We start from the raw sequence: 15132 nt of genomic DNA, 5'->3' as shown, positions 1-15132 counted from the left end.
TCGTCCGTGGGGCGTGGCGGGTCAGGTCTCGTCGCTGTTGTCGCCGGGCGCGGCTACGCCCGGCAACGGCTCGCCGCGCCCGCGCGCGGCAAGCTGCGCATCGTAGAGCGCGCGTGCGTCGCGCACCGCCGGGCGCGGCGACACTTCCGGCACCGCGACTTCCCACCACCAGCCGCCGTCGTCGGTCGTGCGCGCCGGATCGGTGTCGATCACGATCACGCAGGTGCGGGTCGCGGCCCGCGCGCGCTGCATCGCGGTTTCGAGTTCCGCGACGTTCGCGACGTGCTCGGCCTGCGCGCCGAGCGCCTGCGCGTGTCCGGCGAAGTCGATGCGCGGCGCGCCGAGCGGCCCCTGCGCGCAGTCGTCGAACAGGTTGTTGAACGGCGCGCCGCCGCACGCCTGTTGAAGCCGGTTGATGCAGCCGTAACCGCGGTTGTCGAGCACGACGACGATCAGCTTCGCGCCGAGCATCACCGACGTTGCGATCTCGCTGTTCATCATCAGATAACTGCCGTCGCCGACCATCACGATCACCTCGCGTTCGGGCCGCGCGAGTTTCGCGCCGAGGCCGCCCGCGATCTCGTAGCCCATGCACGAGTAGCCGTACTCGACGTGATACGCGCCGGGCCGGCCCGCGCGCCACAGCTTGTGCAGTTCGGCGGGCAGCGTGCCGGCCGCGCAGACGACGATGTCGTCGTCCGCCGAACGGCTGCCCGAGCGTTGCACCGCGCCGATCACGTCCGCGTCGTACGGCAGTACGTCGGGCTGCTGCGGCGCGTGCGTCACGCGCTCGACGGTGGTCCGCCATTCGTTCGCCAGTGCGAGCGCGCGGGCGGTCCAGTTCGCGTCGGCGTGCCAGCCGCCGAGTTCGCCCGCGAGTGCCGCGAGCGCGAGCCGCGCGTCGGCCTGCACGGCGAGGCCGCCGTGCTTCAGCGCGTCGAAGCCGTTCGCGTTGACGCCGATCACGCGCGCATGCGGGAACAGCGAGTTCGAGCCGGTCGTGAAGTCCTGCAACCGGGTGCCGACCGCGAGCACGCAGTCCGCGCCGCGCGCGAGCGCGTTCGCGGCGGTCGAGCCGGTCACGCCGAGCGCGCCGACGTTCAGCGGATCGTCCCACGCGAGCGAGCCCTTGCCGGCCTGGGTCTCCGCGACCGGAATCCCGCGCGAGGCCGCGAGCGCCTGCAACGTCTCGGACGCGCGCGCATACAGCACGCCGCCGCCCGCGACGATCAACGGCCGTTTCGCGCGCTGCAACTGCGCGAGCGCGGCGTCGATTTCGACGCGCGACGGCGCGGGGGCATGGAACGCGACGAGCCGCGGCGCGAAGAACTCGACCGGATAGTCAAAGGCCGCGGCCTGCACGTCCTGCGGCAACGCGAGCGTGACCGGCCCGCACAGCGCGGCGTCGGTCAGCACGCGCAGCGCGCGCGGCAGCGCGGTCAGCAACTGGGCCGGATGCACGATCCGGTCGAAGTAGCGCGACACCGGCTTCAGCGCGTCGTTCGCGGACAGACCGCCGTCGTGAAAGTCCTCGACCTGTTGCAGCACCGGGTCCGGCGCGCGCGACACGAACACGTCGCCGGGCAGCAGCAGCACCGGCAGGCGGTTCACATGCGCGAGCGCGGCGGCGGTCACGAGGTTGGTCGCGCCGGGGCCGATCGACGTGGTGACGGCCATCATCCGGCGGCGGAAGTGCGCTTTCGCATACGCGATCGCGCTGTGCGCCATCGCTTGTTCGTTGTGCGCGCGCAGCGTCGGCAGTTCGTGCCGGTGCTGATACAGCGCCTCGCCCATCGCGGCGACGTTGCCGTGCCCGAAGATCGCGAACACGCCGCCGAACAGCGGCTCGGTGCGGCTCGTGCCGTCCTGCGACGCGACGCGCTGCGCGGCCAGATAACGGACGAGCGCCTGCGCGGCGGTGAGGCGCACGGTATGGCCGTGCGCGGCGGCGGACGCGGGCGTCGCCGCCGTGTCGTGCGCGCCGGTGACGATGCGCTGGTTCATGCGGCTTTCTCCTCGCGCGCGGGGTCGGCGCTCTGCGCCCGATGCGCATCGTGCGCGGCGCGCCACGCGGCGATCAGCGTTTCGAACGTGCGCCGCACGCGCGCGATCAGTTCGTCGTCGCCGATGCGGCCCGCCAGCCACGCGTGGCCCGGTTCGTGAAAGATCGTGCGGCCGACCGTGAAGCCGCGGCACGTGCGCGACGCGGCCGCCGCGCGAAAGCCGTCCGCGAGTTGGTCGACCGGCGCGGACAGCCCGAGCAGCACGACGCCGCGGCAATACGGATCGCGCTCCGCGATCAGCGCGTCGATCGCGCGCCACTGCGCGGCATCCATCGGTTCCAGTTTCCACCACTCCGGATAGAGGCCGATGTTGTACAGCCGCTTCAACGCGCGATACACGGTGTCCGGCGCGTTCGGCAGGCCGTCGCGTTTCGGCGGGATCACTTCGAGCAGCAGTTCGTGGCCGCTCGCCTGCGTCGCGTCGTACAGCGCGCGCAATTGCGCTTCCTGCTCGATGCGCAACTCGGCCGGGTCATCCGGGTGAAACTGCACGAGGCACTTCACCGTCTGTTCGAGCGGCCAGCTGGCGAGCGTCGTGCCGATCGAGCGGCCGTGGTCGAACACGAGCGGCACCGAGCCCGGCAGCTCGACCGGCCGGCCGATCCACCAGCCGCGCCCGCTCGCGGCGTTCAGCGCGTCCTGGCCGTAGCGGTCGTCGATCAGCACGCCGACCCGGCCTTGCAGCCCGAGCGCCGCTTCGGTCTGCGCGACCGCCTCGACGAACAGGTTCTTCAGGTGCGGGATGCGCGCTTCGTCCGCGCCGGTCTGCTGCGCGAGTTCGAAGAACGGATTGCGGTGATCGAACGCGAAGCCGAGCACTTCGTCGCGCCGCGTGCGCGCGGGCGTCACGCGATGCAGCCGCGCGAGCGTCGCGTCGCGGTCCGGGCGGCGCATCCGCTCGGGATCGACGGCTGCTTCGCGCAGGAAGTAGTCGAGTTCGGCCGGCGTCGGCATCGCGGGCGCGCAGCCGTGGCGCGATACGACGAGCGCGCCGCACGCGTTCGCGGCGCGCGCACAGTCTTCGAGCGGCGCGTCGCGCAGCCAGCCGGACAGGAAACCGGCTGCGAACGCGTCGCCGGCGCCGAGCACGTTCAGCACGTCGACTTCGACGCCGCGCTGCACCGGCAGATCGTCGAGCGACGCCGGGACGTCGCCCTCGACGATCTGGCAGCCGAGCGGCCCGCGCTTCACGACGAGGGTGGCACGAGTCACGCCGCGCACCGCCGCGAGCGACGCGCTCAGCGTGTCCTGGCCGCCCGCGATCCGGAATTCCTCCTCGGTGCCGATCACGAGATCGAACAGCGGCAGCAGCCGTTGCAGATGCGCGCTCACGCCTTCGCTCGCGATGAAGCGCGTCTCGCCGTCGGCTCTTGCCGTCAGCCCCCACAGCACCGGCCGGTAGTCGATGTCGAGCACGGTGCGCACGCCGTTGCGGCGCGCGTAGTCGAGCGCGCGCCGGCTCGTGCGGTTCACCTGTCCGGTCGACAGGTGGGTGCCGGTGATCAGCAACGCCTTCGACGACGCGATGAACGCCTCGTCGAAGTCGTCCTCATCGACGGCCATGTCCGCGCAGTTCTCGCGATAGAAGATCAGCGGGAACGTGTCGCGGTCCTTCAGGCCGAGCAGCACGAGGCCGGTCAGCCGCTCGCGGTCGATCCGCACGCGGCTCACGTCGCAGCCTTCGTTCGCGAGGGTGTCGGTGAGGAAGCGGCCCATGTGGTCGTCGCCGACGCGCGTGAGCATCGCGGACGCAAGCCCGAGCCGCGCGCAGCCGAACGCGATGTTCGCGGACGAGCCGCCGAGATACTTCGCGAACGTCGCCGCGTCTTCGAGCCGTGCGCCGACCTGCTGCGCGTACAGATCGACCGCGAGGCGGCCGAGGCAGATCACGTCGACGCTGCGGCCGGGCGCGAAGCGCGGAGCGGCGCCGGACGCGGGCGGGCTCGCGGCGTCCGGCGGGAGGTTGCGGGTAGAAGCCATGAACGTTCCTCGGTAAGTCGTTGCGTGCCGGCGCGCGGCTCAGATCGTCGCGCCGTCGAGTTCGGCGATCATCTTCTGCATCTCCGCGCCGCCCGCCATCATGTCGAGCACCTCGTTCTTGCTGATCGTGTCCTTCGTGAACGTGCCGAGCGAGCGGCCGCGATTGAGCAGCGTGAACGAGTCGCCGATCGGATACGCGTGATGCACGTTGTGCGTGATGAAGATCACCGAGATGCCTTTGGCGCGCGCGTTGTGGATCAGCTTCAGCACGTTGAAGCTCTGCTTCACGCCGAGCGCGGCGGTCGGCTCGTCGAGAATCAGCACGCGCGCGCCGAAGTGGATCGCCCGCGCGATCGCGAGACACTGGCGCTCGCCGCCGGACATCGTGCCGATCGCCTGATGCGGGTCGCGCACGTGGATGCCCATCTCTGCGAGCTTGTCGCGCGCGATTCGCGCGCTCGCGTCGAGGTCCATCACGTTGACGAGGCCGAACAGCTTTTTCTGCGGCTCGCGGCCCATGAAGAAGTTGCGCGCGACCGACAGCAGCGGCACCAGCGCCAGATCCTGATAGACGGTCGCGATGCCGAGGTCGAGCGCGTCTTTCGGCGAGTCGAAACGCACCGGCTTGCCGTCGACCAGATACTGGCCGGACGACGGCGCGTGCACGCCGGCGAGCGTTTTTATCAGCGTCGATTTGCCGGCGCCGTTGTCGCCGAGCAGGCAGTGCACTTCGCCGCGTCTCAGGCGCAGCGTGACGCCGTTCAGCGCGATCACCTTGCCGAAGAACTTGCTGACGTTCTCCAGCGCGAGAATCGTGCCGGCGTCGTTCGGGGTGGCGGGCGTGTCGGACATGGCGGGCTCCCGTTGTCGTTACGACTGCGCGACGCGGCGGCGCACGTAGTGGTTGAACAGCACGGCCATCAGCAGCATCAGGCCGAGGAACACGCGGAACCAGTCCGAATCGATGCTCGTGTAGGTGATGCCGATCTGCACGACGCCGAAGATCAGCGCGCCGAACGCCGCGCCGATCACCGAGCCGTAACCGCCCGTCAGCAGCGTGCCGCCGATCACCGCCGCGATGATCGCCTCGAACTCCTTCTGCAAGCCGCGATCGGCGGCGGCCGAGCCGATGTCGCACACCTGGAGCACCGCGAACAGGCACGCGCAGAACGCGGTCAGCATGAAGAGCGAAATCTTCACGCGCTTGACCGGCACGCCGACGTTCTTCGCGGCGTTCGCGTCGCCGCCGACCGCGAGGATCCAGTTGCCGTAACGCGTTTTCGCGAGCACGAACGCGCCGATCGCGACGAGCGCGAACCACCACAGGATCACCTTCGGCACGCCGCGCACGAGCGGCTCGCCGTTGTCGAGCAAGCGGCCGACGCCGAGATGCGCGAGCGCGCGGAACAGGTCGTGGAACGCGACGCCGTGAAAGAGCAGGTTCGTGAGCCAGTCGGCCTGCGCGACGTCGCCGACGCCGGATACGATGGTGCGGTCCGCGAACATGATCGACAGCGCGAGCGTGAGGCCGCGCAGGATGAACAGGAACGCGAGCGTGACGATGAACGACGGCAGCCGCGTGCGCATCACGAGGTAGCCGTTCAGCGCGCCGAGCGCGATCGACGCGGCGAACGCGAACAGGATCGCGAGCGAGACCGGCCAGTGGAAGTACATCGTCGGGATCGCGACCATCATGCCGGAGAAGCCGATCATCGAGCCGATCGACAGGTCGAACTCGCCGGCGATCATCAGCAGGCACGCGCCGACCGCGAGGATGCCGAGGTAGGCCGCGACCTGCGACCAGTTCATCATGCCGTCGAGGTCGAACATGCCGGAGCCGCCCCAGCCGATGGCGAAGATCGCGAAGATCAGCACCGTGCCGGAGATGGCGGCGAATTCGGGGCGGCCGAGGAGGCGGCCGAAGCGCGATTCGCCGCGCATGCGTTCGTCGCTTGCGCCTGAACCGGATGACGACGCGGGAGAGGATTGCGCGTCGTTGTCGTGAACGTGAGACGGAAAATGCTTGCCGGCTATTCCCATGATGTCTCCTTGTGTCGACCGGAGTTAGCGCTTCAGCGCTTACTCCGGTCCCATGCAAAGCGGTCGACCAGAGTTAGCGTGTCGACCAGAGTTAGCGCTTCAGCGCTTACTCTGGTCCCATGCCGCGCAGCGGCACGGCCGTTGGCACTGAGGCGTCTGCTCCGGTCCCATGCCATACAGCGGCGCGCCCGCCTCGCACACCGATGCCTGCTCCCATTCCACGCCGGGCGGCGGCGCATCTCGATCCATCCGCGCCGCCACCCAACCACCGCATCACCGATACTGCCCCGCATACTTCACGACCTTGTCCAGGTTCTCTTTGGTGATGAACCCCGGCCCCGAGCGAATGTTGCGCGGCCCATACGACGGCTGAAGCCCATACGTATCGAGCCGCTGCTTGAACTTCGGATTCGCTTCGAGAATCTGCCGGATCTTCACCGGATCGGTCGTGTGCTCCTTCCTCACGATCGCGAGCACCGCGACCGGAATGTAGCCTTGCAGATAAGGCTGCTGGTCGATCGCGAACTGGATCGTGCCCGCACGGATCGCCTTCGCGATGTCGTCCGAGAAGTCGAACGTGTAGAAGTTGATCTTGCCCGCGAGCCCCATCTGCTGGACCGCCTTCAGCGCCGCGGCGGCCGGCACCGGGCCGAGCGTCAGGATCGCGCCGGTGTCCGGATGGTTGCGCAGATACGCGCTGACCTTCGCCTGGATCTCGGTCGGGTCCGTGCCGGAATCGATCGTCGAACTCTTGTAGTTCACGCCGATCGCATCCGCGAAGCCGCGGCAGCGGTCGAACGACACGGTGTTCGTCGCGAGGTGGTTCACGCAGACGAACGACTTCACGCCGGCCGCCTTCGCCTTCTCGCCGGCCGCGTGGCCGGCCACGTATTCGGGCTGCCCGATGTGCATGATCGCGCCGAGTTTCTCGCTCTGCTCCTCGGTGCCGGAGTTGATCGTGACGAGCGGGATCTTCTTTTCGGTGACCTTGCCGATCGAGCTTTTCAGCACGTCGAAGTCGGCGATCGTCGTGATGACGCCGTCGTAGTTGCGCGCGGCGGCCTGTTCGATCAGGCGCGCCATGTCCGCGATGTCGCCGTTCGGCGGATTGCGGTAGTCGGTCTGGACGTTGAAGTCGTCGTCGGCCTGCTGGATCGCGTTCTTGATCGTGTTCCACCACGAGTCGGAGTCCGGCGCGTGGCTGATCAGCACGAAATGCGCATCGGCCGCGCGCGCGGGCATGGCCGCCAGCGCCGCGCCGACTCCCGCCGCCAGCGAGAGCGCCGCGGCCAGCCTCCTGAGCAGGGTCTTGCCCTTGCGATGTCTCATGTCTCCACCTTTCTCGGTCTGTCGTTATTGGATTCAAGCGGGTCAAGCCGGGTCGAGCGGGACGACCGCGAAAGCCGCGCAGCGTCTCTCTCATCGACAAGATTAGGCGATCCGCACAGGGGGTGCAATGGAAATTTCATTGTGAATAAAAATGGAAAATCTGTTCCAATCAGGCCGGGCCTGCCTATAATTCGCAACGTCGGGCGGCGCTGCGGCCGCGCCGCGACGGCAAGCAAAAAGCAAGGAAAGCGGACATGGTGGATGACACGACCGACGCCGTCGAAGGCGTCGACGAACTGATGCAGCGGATCGCGCGCGACTACGAATCGCTGCCGCGCCAGTTGAAGAGCGTCGCGACGTACATCGAGCAGAATCGCGCGAGCGTGATGATGGATCGCACGAGCGACATCGCGACGCGCTGCGGCGTGCATCCGTCGGCGGTCGTGCGGTTCGCGCAGCGTTTCGGCTTTTCGGGGTTCTCCGATCTTCAGGCGGTGTTTCGCCAGGCGTATGCGGGGCAGGGGGCGTCGGCAAGCAGCTATCAGCAGCGCATCCGCCGGCTGATCGACGAGAAGGCCGGCAACGCGAGTCCGGACACCGGCGGCGCGGTCGCGCGCGAATTCATCGGCGCGTGCCGCAGCGGGCTCGACGAACTCGAAGCGGGCCTCGACGACGCGCAGTTCGACGCGGCCGTGAAGATGCTCGAACAGGCGGACAACATCTACGTGATCGGCGTGCGGCGCTCGTTCCCGGTCGCGAGCTACATCGTCTATGCGTTGCAGCACACGCGCAAACGCGTGCATCTCGTGTCCGGCCTCGGCGGCATGTATCACGAGCAGATTCGCGGCGTGAAAAAGGGCGACGTGGTGATCGCGATCAGCTTCGCGCCGTACGGCAAGGAAACGCAGTATTGCCTGCGCGTCGCGCAGCAGCATCAGGCGAAGACGCTCGTGATCACCGACAGCCGGCTGTCGCCGCTCGCGCGCCACGCGAACGCGCAACTGTACGTGAAGGAGGGGAGCGCGTTCGCGTTCCGCTCGCTGACCAGCACCTTTTGCCTGTGCCAGGCGCTTTTCATCGCGCTTGCGTACCGGCTCGAACTGAACGTCGAGGAATCGACGGATACCGGAGGATACGATGACTGAAGGAGCCGGCAAGACCCTCGACTTCGCCGTGTTCGGCGCGGGACGCATGGGCCGGATTCACGCGGCCAATCTCGCGCGCCAGCCGGGCGTGCGGCTGCGCTACGTGGTCGACGTGGACCGCGACGCGGCCGCCGCGCTCGCGGCGCGCCACGGCGCGCAGGTGGCCGACGTGGACGGCGCGTTCGGCGACCCGTCGGTCGGCGCGACGGTGATCTGCTCCAGCACCGACACGCACTCGGAACTCATCATGAAGTCGGCCGCGGCGGGCAAGCACATCTTCTGCGAAAAGCCGGTCGATCTCGCGATCGAGCGCGCGCGGCAGTGCGCGGACGCGGTGGCGCGCGCGGGCGTCGTCTGCATGATCGGGTTCCAGCGGCGCTTCGATCCGACGTTCGCGGCGCTGAAGGCGCGGCTCGACGCGGGCGAGATCGGCACGCCGGAGATGCTGATCGTCACGAGCCGCGACCCGGGCGCGCCGCCGGTCGATTACATCCGGCGCTCGGGCGGCATCTTCAAGGACATGCTGATCCACGACTTCGACATCTTCCGCTGGATTCTCGACGACGACGCGGACACCGTGCACGCGACCGGCAGCTGCCTGTCGGACCCGGCGATCGCGGACGCGGGCGACATCGATTCGACCGCCGTGACGATCCGCACGAAACGCGGGCGGCTGTGCCAGATCAACACCGCGCGGCGCGCCGCGTATGGCTACGACCAGCGTTTCGAGGTGCTCGGCAGCCACGGGATGCTGCAAGCGGGGAACGTGCGGCCGACCGAGGTGGTCGGGTGGTCGAAGACGGCGGTGTCGCAGGACGTGCCGGAGGCGTTTTTTCTCGAACGGTATCGCGCGGCGTATGCGCACGAGATCGAGCATTTCTACTCGGCGGTGATGCAGGGGACGCCGGTGCGCACGACGGTCGCCGACGGGCTGAAGGCGCTCGAACTGGCGGAGGCCGCGGCGCTGTCGTGGCGCGAGGGGCGCGCGGTGAAAGTCGGCGCGGCGGGGTAGGCCGCTGCCGTGGCGATGAAGCGAGGGCGGCGGGGCGGCCTGCGCCGTGACCGTTCGCACGACCCATCCGCGGGAGACAGAGGATGACGCAGACAGACAGCCGCGCTGCATCGGACGCATTCGCGCCCCCGGTGTTGCGCGTCGGAATGGCGGGCCTTGGACGGCTCGGGCGGCGGCACGCGTTGAACCTCGCGCACCGCGTGCCGGGCGCGACGCTCGCGGCCGTGTGCAGTCCGCTCGACACCGACCTCGCATGGGCGCGCGAAACGCTGCCCGGCGCGCGCCGCTACGACGACTACGCGGCGCTCGTCGCGGACGCCACGCTCGACGCGTTGTGGCTCGTGACGCCGTCCGCGCTGCACGCGCAGCAGATCGTCGATGCGCTGCGCGCGGGCAAGCACGTGTTCTGCGAAAAGCCGCTGTCGCTCGACGTCGCTGAGTGCGAGCGCGTGACGGCGGACGCTGCGCGTTATCCGCATCTTCAGGTGACGATCGGCTTCATGCGCCGCTTCGATCCGAGTTATCAGGACGCTTACGCGAAGGTGCGGGCGGGCGCGATCGGCCGGCCGTTCCTCGTGCGCTCGCAGACCTGCGACCTGAACGATCCGGACGGCTTTTTCGTGCGTTTCGCGCCGACGTCCGGCGGGATCTTTCTCGACTGCACGGTGCACGACATCGACGTCGCGCGCTGGCTGCTCGGCCGGCCGCGCGCGACGCGCGTGTACGCGGCCGGCGCGATCGCGCTGCACGAAGGGCTTCGACAGACGGGCGACGTCGATAACGGCGTCGCGATCTGCGAGTTCGAAGGCGGCCGGCTCGCGATGTTCTACGCATCGAGGACGATGGCGCACGGCAACGATACGTCGAGCGAAGTGATCGGCACGGCCGGCGCGCTGACGGTCGGCCGGATTCCGCGCGCGAATCGGGTGGAGATTTACGATGCGGCGGGCGTCCGCAGCGAATGCACGCCGACGTTCTTCGACCGCTTCGACGACGCGTTCCTGATCGAGGCGCAGTCGTTCGTCGCGGCCGTGCAGGCGCGGCGTGCCGCCGTGGCGGCCGGTCGCGAGCCGCCGGAGCCGCCCGGCGCGACGCTCGCGGACGCGCTCGAAGCGACGCGGATCGGCTGCGCGCTGCGCGAATCGCTGCATGGCGGGCAGGCGGTCGTGCTGTAGCGGCGCCGTGAGCGTGAGGACGGGCTGCGGTAGAATCGACGCTAAAACGTTCACAATGCGTTCACAACGACGCCCGCACGACGGCGCGGGCGTGATCCGGAATCCCGGAATCACCAGAAGGACCCAGCGGCAATGCAGATTCAGGTTCACAAGGAAGTGGATGCGCGCGGGCTCAACTGCCCGTTGCCGATCCTGCGCGCGAAGAAGGCGCTTGCCGACATGGAGAGCGGCCAGATCCTCAAGGTGCTCGCGACCGACCCCGGTTCGCAGCGCGACTTCGCCGCGTTCGCGAAGCAGACCGGCAACGAGATCGTCGAAAGCTCGCAGCAGGACAAGACGTTCGTCTTCCTGATGCGCCGCCGCTGAGCCGGCCGCGCATCGCATCGCATTGCATCGCGTCGCCTATCCGCGCGCGCCCGGCCGTTCCGGGCCGCGCATGCAAAACGGCCCGCATTGCGCGGGCCGTTTTTTGTAGGTGCCGCCGCGGGCTTCGCCGCGCGAACCCGGTGCGAACGACGCGCGTCAGCCGGCGAGCACCGGCGAGCGGGTGCGCAGATACTCGGCGAAATCTGCGCTGACTTCCGGATGCCGCAGTGCGAATTCCACGGTCGCCTTCAGATACCCGAGCTTGCTGCCGCAGTCGAAACGCGTGCCGTGGTACTTGTATGCGAGCACCTGTTCGTCTGCGAGCAGCGACTGGATCGCGTCGGTCAGTTGCAGCTCGCCGCCCGCGCCCGGCTTCAGCGCGCGGATGTGTTCGAAGACCCTCGGCTTCAGCACGTAGCGGCCCACGACGCCGAGATTCGACGGCGCGACCTCCGGCGCCGGCTTCTCGACGATGCCCGACAGCTTGATGATCGAGTCTTCCCATTCCTTGCCGTCGACGATCCCGTACGAGCGCGTTTCCGCCGGCGGGATCTCCTCGACGCCGATCACCGAGCTGTGATAGTGGTCGAACACCTCGATCATCTGCTGCATCACCGGCGGCTGGCCGTACAGCAGGTCGTCCGCGAGAATCACGGCGAACGGGTTGTCGCCGACCAGCTTCTCCGCGCACAGCACCGCGTGGCCCAGACCCAGGGCCTCCGGCTGGCGCACGTAGAAGCAGTCCACGTGGCTCGGCTTGATGCTGCGCACGAGTTCGAGCAGCTTGTCCTTGCCGCGCGCCTCCAGTTCGGCCTCGATCTCGTACGACTTGTCGAAATGGTCCTCGATCGCCCGCTTGCTGCGCCCGGTCACGAAGATCATCTCGGTGATGCCGGCCGCCATCGCTTCCTCGACGGCGTACTGGATCAGCGGCTTGTCCACGATAGGCAGCATCTCTTTCGGGCTCGCCTTGGTCGCCGGCAGAAAGCGTGTGCCGAGGCCCGCAACCGGAAATACCGCTTTTGTCACTTTTAGCATGTCTGTACCCTGATCCTGGCGGGGACGCGGCGGCGCTCCCGTATGCGCCGCGCGTCACTGCATTGATTGCCCGAGCGGGGCGGTCAGGCAGGCAGCCGCGCGAGCTGCGCGGCCAGCTTGCCCAGCGTGGCCTGATATTCTGCCAGCCTTCTCTGCTCCTGCTCAACGACAGCAGGCGGGGCCTTTGCGACGAAGCTCTCGTTGCCGAGCTTCGCGTTGCACTTCGTCACCTCGCCGGTGAGCCGTGCAATCTCTTTCGACAGGCGCTCGCGTTCGGCCGCGACGTCGATCTCGACCTTCAGCACGAGCTTGTCTGTTCCTACGATAGCAATTGGCGCGCCATCCGACGCCGCGTCGAGCGCCGCCTCGTCGGCGATGATCTGCACCTCCGACAGCCGCGCGAGCGCCTGCGCATACGGTGCGAACGTCTGCAGCCGTTCGGCGTTGCCGGTCGCGAGCAGCGGCACCTTCGTCGCCGGCGACAGGTTCATTTCGCCGCGCAGGTTCCGGCACGCGTCGATCACCGCTTTCAGGTCCGTCGCCCATTGTTCGGCGGACTCGTCGATCTTGCCCGGCTCCGCGATGGGGTACGGTTGCACCATGATCGACGCTTCGCCTTCGGCCTGGCCTTGCGGGTAGCGGTCGGTGAGCGGGGCCACCTTCTGCCACAGCGCCTCGGTGATGAAAGGGATCACCGGATGCGCGAGCCGCAGCACCGTTTCCAGCACGCGCAGCAGCGTGCGGCGCGTCGCGCGCTGCTGCGCGGGCGTGCCGTTCTGGATCTGCACCTTCGCGAGTTCAAGGTACCAGTCACAATATTCGTCCCAGACGAATTTGTACAGGGCGTTAGCCACGTTGTCGAAACGGTAGTCCGCGAAGCCCTTCGCGACGTCCGCCTCGACCCGCTGCAGCAGCGACACGATCCAGCGGTCGGCCGCCGAGAAGTCGGTGTAGCCGCCCGGGCCGCAGTCGCCCGGCTCGCACGCGCCCGGCTTGCTGAAGCCGCAGTCGTGGCCTTCGCAGTTCATCAGCACGAAGCGGGTCGCGTTCCACAGCTTGTTGCAGAAGTTGCGGTAGCCCTCGCAGCGCGCGAGGTCGAAGTTCACGTTGCGGCCGAGCGTGGCCATCGACGCCATCGTGAAGCGCAGCGCGTCGGTGCCGAATGCCGGGATGCCCTCCGGGAATTCCTTGCGGGTCTTTTTCTCGATCGTCGCGGCCTGCTTCGGGTTCATCAGGCCGGTCGTGCGCTTCGCGACCAGTGTTTCGAGGTCGATGCCGTCGACGATGTCGATCGGGTCGAGCGTGTTGCCCTTGCTCTTCGACATCTTCTGGCCCTCGGCGTCGCGCACGAGGCCGTGCACGTACACCGTGTCGAACGGCACCTTGCCGGTGAAGTGGGTGGTCATCATGACCATCCGCGCGACCCAGAAGAAGATGATGTCGAAACCCGTCACCAGCACCGACGACGGCAGGAAGTGCCGGAGTTCCGGCGTGTCCTGCGGCCAGCCGAGCGACGAGAACGGCACGAGCGCCGACGAGAACCACGTGTCGAGCACGTCGTCGTCGCGCTTCAGCGCGCCGGTGTAGCCCTTCGCGGCGGCCTGCGCGCGCGCGTCGTCTTCGGTCTTCGCGACGAAGATTTCGCCGTTTTCGCCGTACCAGGCCGGGATCTGATGCCCCCACCACAGTTGCCGCGAGATGCACCAGTCCTGGATGTTTTCGAGCCACTGGTAGTACGTCGTCGTCCAGTTTTCCGGCACGAATTTGATCTGGCCGTTGCGCACGACGTCGAGCGCGGTTTCGGCAATCGACTTGCCCGGGTTGAACGTACCGAACGTAGCATCGGGCGCGGGCTTGCTCATCGCGACGAACCACTGGTCGGTCAGCATCGGCTCGATCACGACGCCGGTGCGGTCGCCGCGCGGCACCATCAGCTTGTGCGGCTGCACCGAGTCGAGCACGCCGAGCGCTTCGAGGTCCGCGACGACCTGCTTGCGCGCGTCGAAGCGGTCGAGCCCGCGATACTTGTCGGGCGCGTTGTCGTTGATCTTCGCGTCGAGCGTCAGGATCTCGATCTGCGGCAGGCCGTGGCGCTGGCCGACCTGGTAGTCGTTGAAGTCGTGCGCGGGCGTCACCTTCACGACGCCGGTGCCGAATTCGCGATCCACGTAGTCGTCCGCGATGATCGGGATTTCGCGGCCGGTCAGCGGCAGCTTCACCGTCTTGCCGATCAGGTGCGCGTAACGCTCGTCTTCCGGATGCACCATCACCGCCGTGTCGCCGAGCATCGTTTCCGGACGCGTGGTCGCGACCGTCAACTGGCCCGAGCCGTCCGCGAGCGGATAGCGGATGTGCCACAGGAAACCGCTCTCTTCCTCGCTCGCGACTTCGAGGTCGGACACCGCGGTCATCAGCACCGGGTCCCAGTTCACGAGGCGCTTGCCGCGATAGATGAGCCCCTGTTCGTACAGGCGCACGAACACGTCGCGCACGGCGGCGGACATCCTGTCGTCCATCGTGAAGTATTCGCGCGACCAGTCGATCGACGCGCCGAGGCGGCGGACCTGGTTCGTGATCGTCGAGCCGGACTGCTGCTTCCATTCCCACACGCGCTCGACGAACTTCTCGCGGCCGAGGTCGTGGCGCGAGACCTTCTGCGCGTCCAGCTGGCGCTCGACGACGATCTGCGTCGCGATGCCCGCGTGGTCGGTGCCCGGCACCCACAGCGTGTTGTCGCCGAGCATCCGGTGATAACGCGCGAGGCCGTCCATGATCGTCTGGTTGAACGCGTGGCCCATGTGCAGCGTGCCCGTGACGTTGGGCGGCGGCAACTGGATCGAGAAATTGTTGCGGCCCGGCGTGAAGGTCGCCGCGGCGTAGCCGCGACGCTCCCACTCGGGACCCCATTGGGCCTCGATCGTCTGGGGCTCGAAGCTCTTCGCTAGCGTGCTGCTGCTGTCGCTCATGGGTGGAATCTGCCGAAA

11 protein-coding genes are annotated in these 15132 nt (G+C 68.1%); 4 read left to right on the top strand and 7 right to left on the bottom strand.

Annotated features, from left to right (window positions below; translation table 11 throughout):
* Window positions 1–21 precede the first annotated feature (21 nt).
* The 5 genes from iolD to BLV92_RS12755 form a co-directional block, all read right to left on the bottom strand.
* A complete protein-coding gene (gene iolD / locus BLV92_RS12775; RefSeq protein WP_090545417.1) occupies window positions 22–2004 on the bottom strand; it encodes a 3D-(3,5/4)-trihydroxycyclohexane-1,2-dione acylhydrolase (decyclizing) in 1983 nt (660 codons plus the stop codon).
* A complete protein-coding gene (locus tag BLV92_RS12770; protein WP_090545415.1) occupies window positions 2001–4043 on the bottom strand; it encodes a bifunctional 5-dehydro-2-deoxygluconokinase/5-dehydro-2-deoxyphosphogluconate aldolase in 2043 nt (680 codons plus the stop codon). The genes iolD and BLV92_RS12770 overlap by 4 nt, the downstream gene beginning before the upstream one ends.
* Window positions 4044–4082: 39 nt before the next feature.
* Complete coding sequence (locus BLV92_RS12765; protein ID WP_090545413.1) at window positions 4083–4895, bottom strand: ATP-binding cassette domain-containing protein; 813 nt, start codon at window positions 4893–4895, stop codon at window positions 4083–4085.
* An 18-nt stretch (window positions 4896–4913) separates the two neighbouring features.
* Window positions 4914–6083 carry an ABC transporter permease gene (locus BLV92_RS12760; protein WP_090545411.1) on the bottom strand — a complete coding sequence of 390 codons (1170 nt, stop codon included), beginning with the start codon at window positions 6081–6083 and terminating at the stop codon, window positions 4914–4916.
* Window positions 6084–6356: 273 nt separating this feature from the next.
* Window positions 6357–7412 carry a sugar ABC transporter substrate-binding protein gene (locus BLV92_RS12755; RefSeq protein WP_090545409.1) on the bottom strand — a complete coding sequence of 352 codons (1056 nt, stop codon included), beginning with the start codon at window positions 7410–7412 and terminating at the stop codon, window positions 6357–6359.
* A 254-nt stretch (window positions 7413–7666) separates the two neighbouring features.
* Here BLV92_RS12755 and BLV92_RS12750 point away from each other — a divergent pair, with 254 nt between their 5' ends.
* From BLV92_RS12750 to BLV92_RS12735, 4 genes are all read left to right on the top strand, one after another.
* Window positions 7667–8557, top strand: a complete 891-nt coding sequence (locus BLV92_RS12750) for a MurR/RpiR family transcriptional regulator (RefSeq protein WP_090545407.1) — start codon at window positions 7667–7669, stop codon at window positions 8555–8557.
* Window positions 8550–9569 (top strand): inositol 2-dehydrogenase, encoded by a 1020-nt coding sequence (gene iolG / locus BLV92_RS12745; protein WP_090545405.1) that lies wholly within the window; start codon window positions 8550–8552, stop codon window positions 9567–9569. The genes BLV92_RS12750 and iolG overlap by 8 nt, the downstream gene beginning before the upstream one ends.
* Window positions 9570–9652: 83 nt before the next feature.
* Window positions 9653–10744: a Gfo/Idh/MocA family protein gene (locus tag BLV92_RS12740; RefSeq protein ID WP_090545404.1), complete on the top strand. Its 1092-nt coding sequence runs from the start codon at window positions 9653–9655 to the stop codon at window positions 10742–10744.
* Window positions 10745–10882: 138 nt separating this feature from the next.
* Window positions 10883–11110 (top strand): sulfurtransferase TusA family protein, encoded by a 228-nt coding sequence (locus BLV92_RS12735; RefSeq protein WP_028208042.1) that lies wholly within the window; start codon window positions 10883–10885, stop codon window positions 11108–11110.
* Between the two features lie 156 nt (window positions 11111–11266).
* Here the strand turns inward: BLV92_RS12735 and galU are convergent, their stop codons facing one another.
* Both galU and BLV92_RS12725 read right to left on the bottom strand, forming a co-directional pair.
* Window positions 11267–12148 (bottom strand): UTP--glucose-1-phosphate uridylyltransferase GalU, encoded by an 882-nt coding sequence (galU, locus tag BLV92_RS12730; RefSeq protein WP_090545401.1) that lies wholly within the window; start codon window positions 12146–12148, stop codon window positions 11267–11269.
* Between the two features lie 83 nt (window positions 12149–12231).
* Window positions 12232–15114 (bottom strand): valine--tRNA ligase, encoded by a 2883-nt coding sequence (locus BLV92_RS12725; protein ID WP_090545400.1) that lies wholly within the window; start codon window positions 15112–15114, stop codon window positions 12232–12234.
* Between the last annotated feature and the right edge of the window lie 18 nt (window positions 15115–15132).

Source organism: Paraburkholderia caballeronis (assembly GCF_900104845.1).
Lineage (GTDB): Bacteria > Pseudomonadota > Gammaproteobacteria > Burkholderiales > Burkholderiaceae > Paraburkholderia > Paraburkholderia caballeronis.
Note: the sequence above shows the minus strand (reverse complement) of the source record. Positions and strands in the feature narration are given on the sequence as shown.

Coding starts and splice junctions, on each gene's coding strand:
- BLV92_RS12750 (WP_090545407.1), top strand. CDS start 7,667: ATGGTGGATGACACGACCGACGCCGTCGAAGGCGTCGACGAACTGATG.
- iolD (WP_090545417.1), bottom strand. CDS start 2,004: ATGAACCAGCGCATCGTCACCGGCGCGCACGACACGGCGGCGACGCCC.
- BLV92_RS12760 (WP_090545411.1), bottom strand. CDS start 6,083: ATGGGAATAGCCGGCAAGCATTTTCCGTCTCACGTTCACGACAACGAC.
- BLV92_RS12765 (WP_090545413.1), bottom strand. CDS start 4,895: ATGTCCGACACGCCCGCCACCCCGAACGACGCCGGCACGATTCTCGCG.
- iolG (WP_090545405.1), top strand. CDS start 8,550: ATGACTGAAGGAGCCGGCAAGACCCTCGACTTCGCCGTGTTCGGCGCG.
- BLV92_RS12725 (WP_090545400.1), bottom strand. CDS start 15,114: ATGAGCGACAGCAGCAGCACGCTAGCGAAGAGCTTCGAGCCCCAGACG.
- BLV92_RS12755 (WP_090545409.1), bottom strand. CDS start 7,412: ATGAGACATCGCAAGGGCAAGACCCTGCTCAGGAGGCTGGCCGCGGCG.
- BLV92_RS12740 (WP_090545404.1), top strand. CDS start 9,653: ATGACGCAGACAGACAGCCGCGCTGCATCGGACGCATTCGCGCCCCCG.
- galU (WP_090545401.1), bottom strand. CDS start 12,148: ATGCTAAAAGTGACAAAAGCGGTATTTCCGGTTGCGGGCCTCGGCACA.
- BLV92_RS12770 (WP_090545415.1), bottom strand. CDS start 4,043: ATGGCTTCTACCCGCAACCTCCCGCCGGACGCCGCGAGCCCGCCCGCG.